The organism is Aestuariivivens sediminis, assembly GCF_022662105.1.
Classification (GTDB): domain Bacteria; phylum Bacteroidota; class Bacteroidia; order Flavobacteriales; family Flavobacteriaceae; genus Aestuariivivens; species Aestuariivivens sediminis.
Map to the genome: position 1 here is coordinate 552,210 of NZ_JAKMCP010000003.1, position 15,725 is coordinate 567,934.

The 15,725-nt window shown below is 35.1% G+C and carries 12 protein-coding genes and 1 tRNA gene; 11 read left to right on the plus strand and 2 right to left on the minus strand.

The window, feature by feature from the left end; genetic code table 11:
- Position 1 precedes the first annotated feature (1 nt).
- Both iolG and MR054_RS10445 read left to right on the plus strand, forming a co-directional pair.
- Positions 2–1,009: an inositol 2-dehydrogenase gene (gene iolG / locus MR054_RS10440; RefSeq protein WP_242157820.1), complete on the plus strand. Its 1,008-nt coding sequence runs from the start codon at positions 2–4 to the stop codon at positions 1,007–1,009.
- Positions 1,010–1,116: 107 nt separating this feature from the next.
- Positions 1,117–1,974: an endonuclease/exonuclease/phosphatase family protein gene (locus MR054_RS10445; RefSeq protein ID WP_242157821.1), complete on the plus strand. Its 858-nt coding sequence runs from the start codon at positions 1,117–1,119 to the stop codon at positions 1,972–1,974.
- Between the two features lie 288 nt (positions 1,975–2,262).
- Here MR054_RS10445 and MR054_RS10450 read toward each other — a convergent pair whose 3' ends face one another.
- Positions 2,263–2,904 carry an HAD family hydrolase gene (locus MR054_RS10450; protein ID WP_242085275.1) on the minus strand — a complete coding sequence of 214 codons (642 nt, stop codon included), beginning with the start codon at positions 2,902–2,904 and terminating at the stop codon, positions 2,263–2,265.
- Positions 2,905–3,306: 402 nt separating this feature from the next.
- A tRNA-Pro gene (locus MR054_RS10455) sits at positions 3,307–3,384 on the minus strand.
- 369 nt (positions 3,385–3,753) lie between these two features.
- On the opposite strand from MR054_RS10455, the gene MR054_RS10460 reads away from it, so the two are divergent.
- The 9 genes from MR054_RS10460 to MR054_RS10500 all read left to right on the plus strand — a co-directional run bounded on the left by MR054_RS10460 (position 3,754) and on the right by MR054_RS10500 (position 15,710).
- The gene (locus MR054_RS10460) at positions 3,754–6,033 is read left to right on the plus strand and encodes a TonB-dependent receptor (RefSeq protein WP_242157823.1); all 2,280 of its coding nucleotides are present in this window, start codon (positions 3,754–3,756) and stop codon (positions 6,031–6,033) included.
- Between the two features lie 22 nt (positions 6,034–6,055).
- Entirely contained in the window at positions 6,056–7,201 is a 1,146-nt protein-coding gene (locus MR054_RS10465; protein ID WP_242157825.1) for a PQQ-dependent sugar dehydrogenase, read from the plus strand.
- Positions 7,202–7,206: 5 nt separating this feature from the next.
- Positions 7,207–7,608 carry a c-type cytochrome gene (locus MR054_RS10470; RefSeq protein WP_242085278.1) on the plus strand — a complete coding sequence of 134 codons (402 nt, stop codon included), beginning with the start codon at positions 7,207–7,209 and terminating at the stop codon, positions 7,606–7,608.
- A gap of 46 nt (positions 7,609–7,654) precedes the next feature.
- A complete protein-coding gene (gene udk, locus MR054_RS10475) occupies positions 7,655–8,260 on the plus strand; it encodes a uridine kinase (protein WP_242085279.1) in 606 nt (201 codons plus the stop codon).
- Position 8,261: 1 nt separating this feature from the next.
- On the plus strand, positions 8,262–8,585 hold the full coding sequence (locus MR054_RS10480; RefSeq protein WP_242157826.1) for an FtsB family cell division protein: 324 nt from the start codon (positions 8,262–8,264) through the stop codon (positions 8,583–8,585).
- Positions 8,578–9,978, plus strand: a complete 1,401-nt coding sequence (locus MR054_RS10485) for a methylmalonyl-CoA mutase subunit beta (RefSeq protein ID WP_242157827.1) — start codon at positions 8,578–8,580, stop codon at positions 9,976–9,978. Before MR054_RS10480 ends, MR054_RS10485 begins: the two co-directional genes overlap by 8 nt.
- Entirely contained in the window at positions 9,959–10,627 is a 669-nt protein-coding gene (locus tag MR054_RS10490) for a hypothetical protein (RefSeq protein ID WP_242157828.1), read from the plus strand. Before MR054_RS10485 ends, MR054_RS10490 begins: the two co-directional genes overlap by 20 nt.
- A 1-nt stretch (position 10,628) precedes the next feature.
- Positions 10,629–12,764: a methylmalonyl-CoA mutase gene (scpA, locus tag MR054_RS10495; RefSeq protein WP_242157829.1), complete on the plus strand. Its 2,136-nt coding sequence runs from the start codon at positions 10,629–10,631 to the stop codon at positions 12,762–12,764.
- A 126-nt stretch (positions 12,765–12,890) separates the two neighbouring features.
- Positions 12,891–15,710 carry a M16 family metallopeptidase gene (locus tag MR054_RS10500; RefSeq protein ID WP_242157830.1) on the plus strand — a complete coding sequence of 940 codons (2,820 nt, stop codon included), beginning with the start codon at positions 12,891–12,893 and terminating at the stop codon, positions 15,708–15,710.
- Positions 15,711–15,725: the final 15 nt, after the last annotated feature.

Genomic DNA, 15,725 nt, shown 5'->3' on the forward strand with positions numbered 1-15,725 from the left:
GATGAAAAAATTAAGATTTGCTATCGCTGGATTAGGACGCATTGGTAAGATCCATCTGGACAATTTGCTAAAGGTAAATAATGTTGAAGTTGTTGCCGTTATGGATCCTTTGGATGCGTCTCAACAATATGCACGCAAAAGAGGTATTCCTTTTGTGGTAGATACTTATGAGGAGCTCTTAAAAGTGACCCCTTTTGACGCGGTTGTTATTTGTTCTCCCACAGATACCCATGCCGACTATGTTGAATTAGCAGCTGAAAAAGGTATAAACATATTTTGTGAAAAACCTTTGGATCTTTCTCTTAAAAGAGTAACCGAAGTATTAACGACCATTAATAAAACCAATGTTAAACTCATGCTCGGTTTTAACAGACGGTTTGATAAAGAATTTAAAAAAGTACAGCAACTTGTAAAAAATGGTGCTATTGGACAACCACACATCGTTAAAATAACCAGCAGAGATCCAGGTGCTCCCCCAATTAGTTATATAGAAAAATCTGGAGGACTATTTTTAGACATGACGATTCACGACTTTGACATGTCACGCTTTATTGTTGAAAAAGAGGTTGAGGAAGTCTATGCAAAGGGCGCTGTACTCGTAGATCCTGAGATAGGGATTGCCGGTGATATTGATACCGCTGTTATTACCTTAACTTATTCAGATGGCACTATGGCCATAATTGATAATAGCAGGGAAGCTGCCTATGGCTATGACCAAAGAATAGAAGTCTTCGGATCGAAAGGTATGGTACAGGCTAATAATAATTTTCATGATTCTCATCGATTATATAACAGTAAAGGTATGCAGGCCGCATTACCTTTAAACTTTTTTCTCGAGAGATATGAAGCGGCCTATAGAACGGAGATGTCCGAATATATTAATAGCCTGCTGAAGAATACTCCAGTCCCTGTTGATGGCAATGACGGTTTACAATCATTAAAAATTGGACTAGCCGCTATTAAATCGTTAAAAGAAAAAAGACCGGTTAAAATACACGAAATAGTGTAATGTAAATAAATCCAAACAATCCGTTGTTAATTTTAAACTTAATTAATTTGTAATTAATAACAACTCCTTATATATCAAATACTTTACCGTTTAAAAGCATGCATCTTATGAAAAAGCAAATACTAACAGTACTGTTCACTTTATTGGTTTTCTTGCCACCATTATTTTCTCAAGTAAAACAAGATATAAAAACCATGTCTTTCAATATAAGATATGACAACCCTAAAGATGGAAATCAAAATTGGAATTATAGAAAAGAGAATATTGTGCGGATGATACATTTTTATGATCTTGACATTATTGGTTTGCAAGAAGTACTTGTAAACCAACTTGGTTATTTAAAAACAAATTTAAAAAAGTACAACTATGTTGGTGTTGGAAGGGAAGATGGGAAAGAAAAAGGGGAATATGCCCCTATTTTTTATTGTAAAGATCGATTTGACGCATTGCAAAGTGATACTTTTTGGCTAAGTCAAACCCCTGATAAAGTAAGTAAAGGCTGGGATGCTGATCTTGAAAGAATTGCCACATGGGTAATTTTAAAAGACAAAATAACGGGAAAAACATTATTTGTGATTAATACGCATTTTGATCATATTGGAAAACAGGCACGAATTGAAAGTGCCAAATTGATTAAACAAAAATCAATATCTTTGGCCGGTGATATGCCAATTATTCTAACTGGAGATTTTAATCTTACTCCAGAATCGGAAGGAATTCAAACCTTAACATCGCCAAAGGAAAAAGATGCATTCATTGATTCTAAAAATGCAGCCGTTTTTACCTATGGCCCTGATTGGTCAACCTGTGGTTTTGATAACCGTCCTTTTGAAGAACGTAAACTCATTGACTATATTTTTTTGAGAAATGTTAATAAGGTAAAAAGATATGCGGTACTAGCTGAAACACTTAACGATTTATTTTTATCGGATCACTGTCCCATATATGCTCAAATTTCATTGTGAAAGTTTTCATTGTTTAGAAATTTCATCAACAAATAAATGAACTTGACATTGACTTTTGAATTTTCATTGGATGAATGTGATTGGAATTATAAATAGGAATACTAAATCAGGAACAGTATATTTAAAAAGATTGATTTAAATCCTATATAACCTTATATGCAAACCATTTATTAAACGTCCCTTACCCCTTTTACTTTTGTTATTATTTTAATATTCATATAGTTTTTGAAAGTCAACGGGAAAGCATAGTTTTCAATCTAAATTCAAAATTATAGCCTTTAAAAATATTTATTGTTCATTTAATAATGCAATGAGCTTTTCCATTTCGAAGAATATTCTAGCGCCATGATTTTCAAGTTCAATATGATTGTTACGATTAGCAAAGCCAAAAACATCAAATCCGCCTCTTTTTGCTGCTTTAACCCCTGCAGTGCTGTCTTCAATTACAACACACTCACTTGGTTCAAAACCCATACTCGTAGCTGCATACTCAAAAATTTCTGGGTTAGGTTTCCAGCTTCCAATATCATAGCAGCTAAATATCTTATTCTCAAACTTTTCGATTAATCCAGTCGTTGTCAAATTTAATCTTATTTTTTCCTGAGGTCCACTGGAAGCAACGCAATATGGAACAGTGATTTTTTCCAACACATTATATATGCCCTTAATTGGCTTTAAGTCAGTTTTGAAAGCCTTAAAACTTTGTCTTCTAAATTCTTCTTCAAAATGACCTGGTAGTTTATTATCAATTAAACTTTCAATAAATTCTAAAATGCTCTTTAGTGACTTTCCCGAAAAATATTCTACCGCAAAATTCATGTCAATTTCGGCTCCCAATACCCTGGACATTTCAACGAGGATCCTCGTTGAAATGTCCTCACTATCCACAAGAACTCCATCGCAATCGAAAATAATACATTTATATTTCATAAAATTAAAGGCAAATGTGTTTTAAATTAACACTTACTAATATACGCATGTTATGGAATTTTATTAAACTTCCTGGAAAATTTAGACTCTATTTTTGGACAGTCTAATATTTGAAAAATAATCGTTAGTTTTCTATGTTAAGATTAAAAGCACAACTTTTTATTTTATTTTTTTTGAATGCGGTACAAAGTAAGTTTTCACCTTGTTCAAACAAAAAATGCTGAACTGTCGTTCAGCTTTTATAGTTGGGTAGCAGGATTAACAAGGTTGATCCTGAAAAAGGGTTGTTGCTCATAAAAGAAGAAAAGCTTTGCTTTTCAAATTATTTGTTTTCACTTCGATTAACAAGCAAGCTTCAATCGCGTTCAAACAAATTAAGCCGAACAAAATGTTCGGCTTTTATGGTCGGGGTGGCAGGATTCGAACCTGCGACCTCCTGCTCCCAAAGCAGGCGCGATAACCGGGCTACGCTACACCCCGAAAGTTTCCCCTTTACTAAATAGGTGAAAAAAATCTATGATATTCCCCAATCTCATGTGTCACAAAATAACCGGGGTTTACTTGTACCATAATTACACCATACAAAACTGCCAACACGCTTTTCCCAACTAAATGTCTCACCAAAGAACTAGCAAACCCAAAAAGTTGATGTTAAACACATGTACCATACAAGCTTCTAAAGCCTCTACAATCGTATCTGGCATAACTTAAAGGGCTGCAAATATAAATAAATAATTATAAATCCGTTTCTTGTGCTAAAATTATATTAACATAACCTATAGACTATATTTTTTAATATAATTTTAGTGCACTTAATTAAACACAGGAAATTCTAAGTAAGAAATTATCATGAATAAGCTCTTTTTTCTAATCTTTCTTTTACCCTACACCACGTTTGCGCAAAACGTGTTAAAAGGAAAAGTGATCGATTCAGAGAGCGGTGTCACATTATTGGACGTTAATATCATAAACCAATCCAATAATCAGGGTTTTAAAACAAACGATCAAGGAATTTTTGAAGTCAGTGAGACCGGCACCTATATCTTTAAAAAAACGGGGTATCAAGATAAAGTGTTAAAAATTTCCGGCTCCTTTCAAATAATACAGCTAAATGTAAACCCTTCTGAATTAAATGAAGTTATTATAAATACAAATCCATTACCAAAACGGTTGAAAAAATCGGTGATTACTACAGAGATCATTTCCTCTAAGGACTTGAAAAGATCCAATGACCTCAATTTAGCACCAGTTTTAAATAAGGTTCCCGGCATTTTTATGCAAAGTGGAGCGCTTAATACCAATAGAATTACGATAAGAGGTATAGGGGCGAGAAACCTGTTTGGTACCGCTAAAATTAGAGCTTATTTTAAAGATATCCCACTTACTAATGGTAGTGGAGAAACCAATATAGAAGATTTTGAACTTGCGGCAATTTCACGTATTGAAATTGTTAAAGGGGCTTCTAGCATTTTTGGAGCAGGTCTGGGAGGATCCATACATCTTACCCCACAAAGCGCATATCTTGACAATACTGCAATACATAGCGAGTTGTCTGTTGGTTCCTTCGGATTAAAGAAAGGACTTATTGCAATAAATGCAGGTGGTTTAAATCATAGTTTAAAAGCCTTTTATAGTAATACACATAGTGACGGATATCGAGACAATAATGAATATGATAGACAAACCATAACTTTAAACTCGAATCATTTTATCGGGGAAAAAGATGTTCTATTCTTTTTGCTGAGCTATATAGATTTAAAGGCATTCATACCAAGCTCGTTAGACGAAGACACCTATCTAAATAATCCATCTGCTGCCGCTTATACCTGGAAACAAGCCCAAGGTTTCGAAGATACCCGAAGAGGTATTTTTGGACTTTCATGGGAGCACCAATATCATGCCAATCTAAAACATAGTACAAGTCTGTTTTCATCCTTCAAAAACAGTTTTGAACCCAGGCCATTTGATGTTTTGGACGAAAATAATTTTGCCATAGGAATTCGAAGTCGCCTAATCGGAAATTTTGCAATATTTGAGAAACGATTAGATTGGACTGTTGGCGCTGAAGTGTATCGGGATATCTATAAATACAAGACCTATGACAATTTGTATCAAGATTTTCCTGATGGTACTGGAAGTGTCCAAGGTGAACAACTGACCCATTTTAAGGAAAAAAGAAAATATGGTAATTTATTTCTGGAATCCAATTATAATCTCACCCAAAAAACAATGATTTCCGTAGGCTTGAATTATAATAACACGTCCTATAGATTAGATGATCGCTTTCTTTCAAATACTGAAGATATTGACCAATCAGGATCCTTCAAGTTTAAAGGTATTGTATCTCCAAAATTTGGAATGTCACATTTATTTTCAGAACATCTCTCCTTTTACACAAACATAAGTCACGGATTTTCACCCATAACACTCCAAGAGACCTTGTTGCCAGACGGACTTATAAATCAAAACCTGAAACCTGAAACTGGCTGGAATTTTGAAATTGGAACACGGGGTGCGCTAATCCATAACAAACTGCTGTTCAATCTGGCTATTTATAGGTTAAATATAAAAAACCTATTGGTTTCCAGAAGAACAGCTGAAGATCAATATATAGGCATAAATGCCGGGCGTACTCAACATGATGGTCTGGAGTTGAGTTTAAGTTATAAATGGTTTAACAGTGAACCGTTTACCTTAGGAGCCTTTGTCAACTATGCATTGAACGACTATAAATTCAAAGAATTTACAGACAATGATGCTAATTATTCGGGCAATGAACTCACCGGCGTTCCGAGGAATGTCTTTAATGCAGGTGTTGATTTCGAAACCAAATTAGGATTTTATGGCCATACCAACTTTCAATATGTGGGTAGCATGCCTATAACAGATAGTAATAGTTTATATTCAAAGGGTTACACCCTTACCAATTTAAAAATTGGCTATAAATTCGACATAGATAAAAAGTTCAATTTTAACTTATTTTATGGATTGGATAACATTTTTAATGAGAAATATGCATCGCAAATATTAATTAACACTATGGGCTTTGGAGGCACTGCGCCGAGGTATTATTACCCTGGAAATCCTGTTAACTATTATTCAGGAATAAAATTCAATTATACTTTTTAATGAAATATATTTAACTTTGAATATGAAAAAAATAAATCCTGTGAAAAGAATAACGATACTCATTTTTATTATTTCCTCTACTTGTATTGCCTGTGCGCAACAAAATGAGTCCTTGATTAAAGCCGAATCACCTACTGATATTAAATATTCGACAGAAATTGTAGTGCCGGATATCCTTATTGCATGGGGTATGGCATTTTTACCTGATAAAAGCCTGTTAATCACTGAAAAATCTGGTGAACTCATACATTTTAAAAATGGTATGAAAACCTCTATAAAAGAAGTTCCGGAAATTTATGTTCGAGGTCAAGGTGGGTTTTTAGACATTAAACTACATCCTGATTATGAAACTAACGGCTGGATTTATATGACTTACGGCTCTGCTGACGGAGATGGAGATGGAGGAAATACAACTTTAATGAGAGCCAAACTGGTTGAAAACACTTTGGTTGACAAAGAAGTACTTTACAAGGCAGTACCCAATACCAAAAAAGGGCAACATTGGGGTTCCAGAATTACATTTGACAATGAAGGGTATTTATATTTTTCGGTTGGAGATCGTGGAAATAGAGATGTTAACCCGCAGGATATTACACGCGATGGAGGTAAAATTTACAGGCTTTATGATGATGGCCGCATTCCCGAAGACAATCCCTTTTTCGATGATGAAAATGCCAAAAAAGCTATTTATAGTTATGGGCATCGAAATCCTCAGGGGTTGACTACAAATCCAATGACCGGAGAGATTTGGGAAAACGAACATGGTCCTCGAGGCGGTGACGAAATCAATATTATTAAAAAAGGAAAAAATTATGGTTGGCCCATTATTTCTTATGGCATTAATTATGACGGAACGACTTTTACTGAAATCACAGAAAAAGAAGGCATGGAACAGCCCCTATTTTATTGGGTGCCATCCATAGCGCCATGCGGTATGACCTTTGTATCTTCTGATGTTTATCCCGATTGGAAAGGAGACGTTTTGGTAGGATCTCTGAAATTTTCCTATTTGGAACGTTTGGTTTTAGAAAATAACAAAGTCGTAAAACGGGAAAAGTTAATAGAAAATTTAGGGCGGATTAGGAATGTAATTCAAGGCCCAGATGGCTATATTTACGTTGCTGTTGAAGGTAAAGGCATTGTAAAAATAATTCCTAACGAATCATAAAAAGCATGAAATTCATTTTTTTGTTTTGCTTTTTACTCCTTCAAGCATTTATTTTTAACATCACCCAAGATCCAATCCTGGAAGAAAGTATAAAAAGGGGAAGTGACATTTATAGCGATTTTTGCGTGACATGTCATTTACCGAATGGTGAAGGTGTTGATGGTGAATACCCTCCATTGGCTAAATCGGATTTTTTAATGAAAAATCGTGTACAAAGTATAATGACCATTAAATATGGTGCAGAAGGTGAAATCATTGTCAATGGAAAAACATTTAATAATACCATGGCTCCTCTGGGTTTAGCTGATGACGAGATTGCCGATGTCATGAATTACATTACCAATAGCTGGGGTAATGAAAATGACAAAATGATTACTGAAGAAGAAGTTTCGAAAATTAAAAAATAAGATTTTTCATTTAACTAACTTTGTAAAGCTAATTCAACTACAAATTATGTTAATTATTGGAATTGCTGGTGGTACAGGTTGTGGAAAGACAACAGTTGTCAATCAAATTCTTAACGAACTTCCTGAAGGTGAGGTTGGTGTAATTTCTCAAGATTCATATTATAAAGATACCACTCATTTACCATTTGAAGAGCGAGAGAAAATAAATTTCGACCATCCAAGATCTATAGATTTTGAATTATTGGAAACCCATTTAAAAGCATTAAGAAATAATAGTCCCATATACCAACCTGTTTATTCATTCGTTAAACATAATAGAACCGGGGATACCATTTTAACACATCCTAGAAAAGTTATGATTGTTGAAGGTATTTTAATTTTAACAAATCCTGAGTTACGCAAAATATTCGATATTAAAATATTTGTACATGCCGATACGGACGAACGGTTAATCAGGCGTTTAAAACGTGATATTTCAGAACGTGGCAGGGATTTAAATGAGGTCCTTACTCGTTATAAAACCACACTAAAACCAATGCATGATCAATTTATTGAACCAATGAAAGAATATGCCGATATCATTATTCCCAACAATAAATATAACACGGTGGCCATAGACATTGTAAAAACCATTATTAATAACAGATTGTAACATGGGGGTTTTTAAAAAAAAATATTTAAATCCTTTTAAAAACTGGTTTGTGATAATTTTAATTGGGTTTGTTATTTGGATGCTTTTCTTTGATGCCAATTCATGGTTTATTCACAATGAATTAAATAATGATATTGAAGCGTTAGAGGCAGAAAAAGAATACTACCAAAGAGAAATTGAAACGGACAATAAGGCTATTGAAACTTTAAAAACAGAAGATGGTCTGGAAAAATTTGCAAGAGAAGAATATTATATGAAACGTGAGAACGAAGAAATCTATATAATTGAATACGAGGACAGTTTAAAGGCCAAACAAAATGAGTAAACAATTATTTGATGATTTTCCCGAAGTTTCAGCTAAACAGTGGAAGCAAAAAATTCAATTCGATCTCAAAGGGGCAGATTATAATAACACGCTCATTTGGAATACCATTGAGGATATTGATGTAAAACCCTTTTATCATGCTGATGACTTCAGTGAACTTCCAGAAATCTCGAACACAAAGGCCAGTCAATGGAAGATTTGTGAGACCATTTTTGTTCAAGATGCTGAAAAATCAAATCTATGGGCAAAAAATGCAATAGAACATGGTGCCGAAAGCATCAATTTTAAGGTCCCATCAGATTCTATATCTATTGAATCCTTATTAAAAGATATCCGTTTAGATGACATCTCTATTCAATTTGACCTTCAATTTCTTTCCACCGATTTTGTGAATAAATTGATTGCCTCTGCTCCGAAATCAATCCTTTTCCATAATGATATCATTGGCCATTTAGTAAAATCAGGAAACTGGTTCAATAACTTTAATCATGATTTTCTGCAATTCATAAATATTTTTGAAGTTACACATTCGTTTTCCGTTAATGCATCGCGATACCAAAATGCTGGAGCTACCATGGTACAGCAATTGGCTTATAGTCTGGCTCATGCCAACGAATACCTAAATTCTTTAAATAGCACTAAAAGTGATGCTGGGAATCCATCTTTTAAGCAACCGTATACAATACTGTTTAATGTGGCAATCGGGTCGAATTATTTCTTCGAAATCGCCAAATTAAGAGCGCTTCGGTTACTATGGAACTCATTGGCCTCTCAGTATGGTATACCTTTCGATTGCCAAATATTGGCTACACCAACCATGCGTAACAAAACCCTGTATGATTACAACACCAATATGTTGAGAACCACAACAGAATGTATGAGCGCCATTTTAGGAGGTGCAAACACTATTTCGAATTTACCCTATGATTCTATTTATCATAAGAGTAATCCATTTGGTGAGCGCATTGCCAGAAACCAGTTATTAATTTTAAAACACGAGAGTTATTTCAAAGTTGTTGATAATCCATGTGATGGTGCTTATTACATTGAATCATTAACACAACAACTTGCTCATAAAGCCTTACTCCTCTTTAAGAACATTGAAGCTAATGGAGGCTTTTTGAAACAGCTAAAAGAGGGTACTATTCAACGAAAAATAAGGGAAAGCGCGCATAAAGAACTACACGCTTTTATACATGGTCACGAAGTTCTAGTAGGTACGAATAAATATCCTAATCCCAAAGATCACATGAAAGACGACTTAGAACTTTATCCTTTTGTAAAAAGGAAGTCACGAAAAACTTTAATAGAACCTGTAATAGAATACAGACTTTCGGAAGAAATCGAAAAGGAACGTTTAAAAAAAGAACAATATGATGAAAACAAAAATTAATGTAATTGCCTTTTTATTAGCACTAAACTTAATGGGCTGCAAAAAAGAACAACCTTTCAATGACTATCAGTATTCAGACAAGGGTATGGTTATAAACTGTGAAAATATGGATACTAAATTATATAATGAAGCCCTTTACACCTTTGAAAATGATATCCTGAAATTTTATGGTACAGACAGACCAAATCAACTAAGAGCCTATTCGCAATTTGTAAGAGAGGCCGTATATAACCGTGCAAAATATGTTGATATTTTGTCCCCGCATACCGTTAATGTTTTTCAAGCTCTAAAAAAAGACAATACTCTATGGGACGCGAACCAACCAAAAAGTCATTTAAACTATAACAGCCCTTTTTTTAAGTGTATTGCAGATAACATTCAAAGTAACGATTTAAAGGTAACACTCAATGCCTTGGTTTCAACCAAAAGTATGAGTCCCAAACTGTTTGGAACACCATTAACTTCGCAATATAGTCTAGCGATTAAGGACAAATATTTGGCGACCTATATAGCTTTTGATCTGTTTTACGCTAAATTGTTTGATGTTGACCTTAGCCAAATTAATATGGATAAACCCAAGGAAGCAGTAGACTTTAATAAAGTACCGAAAGATATAAATCCTGATATGCACGCGGGACACAATCACTAAAATGCGAAAAAATCTTCAACATATAGAACTCAAGTTAGAATCCGATAACTTGAATCATGAAGAAAAATTCATTGAAACCGCAGAAGGAATTGCGATCAAATCTTTCTACACTAAAAAAGACATCAGGGATCTAAATCACCTGAACTTTGTAGCCGGTATTCCCCCATATTTAAGAGGTCCGTATAGCACCATGTATGTGCGAAGACCTTGGACCATAAGACAATATGCAGGGTTTTCTACCGCCAAAGAAAGTAATGCCTTTTACAAGCGTAATTTAGCTGCTGGACAAAAAGGATTGTCCGTGGCCTTCGATTTAGCGACACACCGCGGGTATGACAGTGACCATGAACGTGTTATTGGTGACGTTGGAAAAGCAGGTGTTGCCATTGATTCGGTTGAAGATATGAAAATCCTATTCGATCAGATTCCTTTAGATAAAATGTCGGTCTCCATGACTATGAATGGTGCTGTTTTACCGATTATGGCTTTTTACATCGTAGCCGCACAAGAACAAGGTGTGGAGCTAGAACAACTAACGGGTACAATTCAAAACGATATCTTAAAGGAATTCATGGTACGTAACACCTATATCTACCCTCCAACCCCATCCATGAAAATCATTTCCGATATTTTTGAATTTACAAGCAAGTATATGCCTAAATTCAATAGTATAAGTATCTCGGGATATCACATGCAGGAAGCTGGTGCAAGCGTCGATATAGAACTCGCTTATACCCTATCTGATGGATTGGAATACCTTAGAACCGGTATAAAAGCTGGTATGGATATCGATATGTTTGCACCACGACTTTCTTTTTTTTGGGCTATAGGCATGAACCATTTTATGGAAATTGCCAAAATGCGTGCAGCACGTATGCTTTGGGCCAAACTGGTAAAACAATTTGAGCCTAAAAATGAAAAATCCCTGGCCTTGCGTACCCATTGCCAGACTTCCGGTTGGAGCTTAACCGAACAAGATCCGTTTAATAATGTGGCCCGAACCACTATAGAGGCGGCGGCAGCCGCTTTTGGCGGCACACAAAGTTTGCATACCAATGCATTAGATGAAGCTATTGCCTTGCCATCTGATTTTTCGGCCCGCATTGCTAGAAACACACAATTATACTTGCAAGAAGAGACCAAAATCACCAAAACTGTTGATCCCTGGTCAGGAAGCTATTATGTTGAGTCTTTAACCCATGCTATAGCCCAAAAGGCCTGGCTACTTATTGAGGAGATTGAAGCTTTAGGTGGCATGACGAAAGCCATTGAAGCTGGTATTCCAAAAATACGAATAGAAGAGGCCGCCGCTAAAAAACAGGCCCGCATAGATTCAGGGCAAGATATAATAGTAGGTGTTAACAAATACACATTAGAAAAAGAAGAACTCATTTCGACACTTGAAGTAGATAACCAATCCGTTAGAAATCAACAAATTGAACGATTAGCTATTATAAAGTCTAATAGAAATAATAACAAGGCCCAAGCAGCCTTGACTAAGTTAACCAAAGCTGCAAAAAATTCATTAAATTCGAGCCATACAGACAACAATTTACTGGCTTTAGCAGTCGAAGCTGCACGTGAACGTGCCACACTTGGTGAAATAAGCATGGCATTAGAAGTAGTTTATGGTCGCTATAAAGCTGAAATAAAATCATTTTCAGGGGTGTATAGTAAAGCAATAAAAGACAACGAATCATTCAAAAAAGCACAGGAACTGGCCAATGTTTTTGCCGAGCAAGATGGTAGACGGCCCCGAATTATGATTGCAAAAATGGGACAAGACGGTCATGATCGTGGTGCTAAAGTCGTAGCCACCGGTTATGCCGATATTGGGTTTGATGTTGATATTGGTCCCTTGTTCCAAACACCGGAAGAAGTTGCAAAACAAGCAGTAGAAAACGATGTTCATGTTTTAGGCATATCGTCATTGGCTGCTGGTCATAAAACCCTTGTACCTCAAGTAATAGAAGAACTAAAAAAATATGGCCGTGACGATATTATGGTTATTGTAGGTGGGGTAATTCCAAAGCAAGACTACCAATACTTATTTGATGCAGGTGCCATTGCCGTTTTTGGTCCAGGTACTAAAATAAGTGATACGGCCATTACAATTTTAGAAATTTTGATTGATTAATCTTATAACGAAACGCGTTATAATTCCTAAAGTTAAACTGGCATTAAAAAGTCAATTTTCATTGCTCTTAATTTTAATATTTTCAGTGCTAATTATTTGAATAATCAAAAAATCTTCAATTGCCATATGAAAAAAATAGCCTTTTTCTCACTGTTTTTATTGCTTAGTATTTCAAATAGGATTTTATCTCAAGAGGCTTCTAATGTAACTCAGAAAATTCCTATTTCTAAAGATGTAATAATTGGAAAACTTAGTAATGGTCTGACCTATTACATTCGGAACAATTCGAAACCTGAAGATAAGTTAGAACTAAGGCTTGTTTTAAAAGCGGGGTCCATTCTTGAGGACGAAGATCAGTTAGGTTTAGCACATTTTATGGAACACATGAATTTTAACGGAACAAAGAACTTTAAAAGAAATGATCTTATCCATTATTTACAAAGTATCGGTGTATCATTCGGTGCAGATTTAAATGCCTATACCAGTTTTGATGAAACCGTATATATGTTGCCGATTCCAATTGATGACAAAGATAAGCTTGACAAAGGATTTCAAATTCTTGAAGATTGGGCACATAATGCCACCTTGGATGAGGAAGAAATCGATAAAGAACGTGGTGTAGTCTTAGAAGAATATAGACTTGGTAGAGGTGCCGACGAACGTATGCTCCAGAACTACCTTCCTAAAGTTTTATATGGCTCAAAATATGCCTCAAGATTACCTATTGGAAAAAAAGAAATTCTGGAAAATTTTGACTACGAAGCCATCAGGAGGTTCCATAGAGATTGGTATAGACCGGATTTGATGGCTGTTATTGCCGTTGGTGACGTAGACGCGGATACCTTGGAAGCACAGATTAAAAGCCACTTCGGTACTATTCCTGCAGTAAAAAATCCAAGGAAAAGGGAAACTTTTTATGTACCCAATCATGAAGAAACCTTTATAGCTATTGAGTCAGATAAGGAAGCTTCATTTTCAAGAGTTCAGGTCTTATTTAAAGACAGCACCGATGTAAAACCAATAAAAACTCTTGAACAATACAGAGAAACTATAGTTAAATCATTGTTTACGCAGATGATAAATAATCGCTTAAATGAGTTAAGGAATAGCGAAAATCCACCTTTTGTTTATGGCATCTCATATCACGGCAACACATGGGCAAAAACAAAAGCAGCCTATCAATCCGTTGCCATTTCCAGTGAAACGGGACAATTAGAGGCTTTAAAGACCTTACTTATTGAAAACGAACGTGTGAGACGCTATGGTTTTTTTGAAGGGGAGTTCAATCGTGCTAAACAACATATTTTAGCCAGACTAGAAAAGGCTTATAAAGACAAAGACAAAACGCTATCTCAAAATATTATTGGTGAATATATCAGACATTTCTTATCGAGCGAACCTATTCCGGGAATAGCCTGGGAATATAATTTCCACAAACAAGAACTTCCAAATATTGAATTGGAAGAAGTAAATGATATTATAAATACCTATTTGAAAAGCAACAACAGGGTTATCGTAATTACAGGTCCGGAAAAGGAAGGTATAAATAAGGTCACAGAGCAAGAAGTTCAATATCTTTTAAATACGCTGGGTTCAATGGAAATTGAACCCTATCAGGATGAGGAAGTTGCACAATCTCTCATGGAAAATGATCCAGAAAAAGGTTCAGTAATTAATGAAGTAAAAGATAGTACGCTTGACATCACAACGCTTACTTTAAGCAATGGTATGAAGGTTACGTATAAGATTACCGATTTTAAAAATGATGAAATTTTGTTTGATTCCTTCAGTTACGGTGGTACTTCCTTATACTCCTTAGAAGATTATCGCGCGACGGCCTATGCAAATGGAGCTTTAAGTCAGGCCGGAGTCAACAACTTTGACTACATTGAATTAGGCAAAATGCTTTCCGGAAAAATCGTTTCGGTTAGGCCAGACATAGGAACGTATAGTGAATCCATTTCTGGTTCAGCCTCACCAAAATACATGGAAGAGATGTTCCAATTGATACATCTTTATTTTACAGCATTAAACAAAGATGACAAGGCTTTTGCTTCTTTTATTAATAAACAAAAAGCACTAATTGGTAATTTGCTTGCAAATCCACAATATTATTTTCAGAATGAATTTAGTAAGTTCTTAAATGAAGGTAATCCACGATATTTAGGATTTCCTACCCAAGAAGATTTAAGTAATGCCGATTATGATTTAGCGTACAAACTATACAACGAGCGATTTAAAAATGCTGGAGATTTCAACTTCTATTTTGTTGGAAACATCGAAGAAGAAAAGTTCAAAGACTTTTGTAAAACATATTTGGCTAGCTTACCATCGGATGGAAAAAAAGAAAACTTTATAGTACCTGAACATCGCCCTTTAACAGGACGTCACACCAAAATCATTGAAAAAGGAGAAGACCCTAAAAGCAGCGTGAGCATTATATATCAGGGTGAGACGGAATATGATGAAGAGGAGGCACATGCTATGAAAAGTTTGGGGGAAATAGTGACTATTAAATTATTGGAAGAATTAAGAGAAGCTGAAAGCGGTGTTTATGGAGTTGGTGCAAGTGGAAACATTACAAAAATTCCTTATGGATGGTATACATTTAGAATAGGTTTCCCTTGTGGTCCGGAAAATGTAGATAAATTGGTTGAAGCTTCAATTAAGGAAGTTGAAAAAATTATAGATAATGGCCCAACGCCAGAAGATTTAGCCAAAGTAAAGGAAAATCAAATTCTGAAAACTAAACAGAATCTGGAACAAAATAAATACTGGTTGAATAGATTAAAGAATTCTGATTACAGTGATAAGGATCTTTCAGAAATATTTGACTACAAGGACAAAATCAATGCGTTGACCGCAGAAAAAGTACAAGAAGTGGCTAAAAAATATTTGACTAAAGGCTATATTTTAGGTATTCACAATCCTGAAGATGAAGAATAAGCTTAGCATTATTTT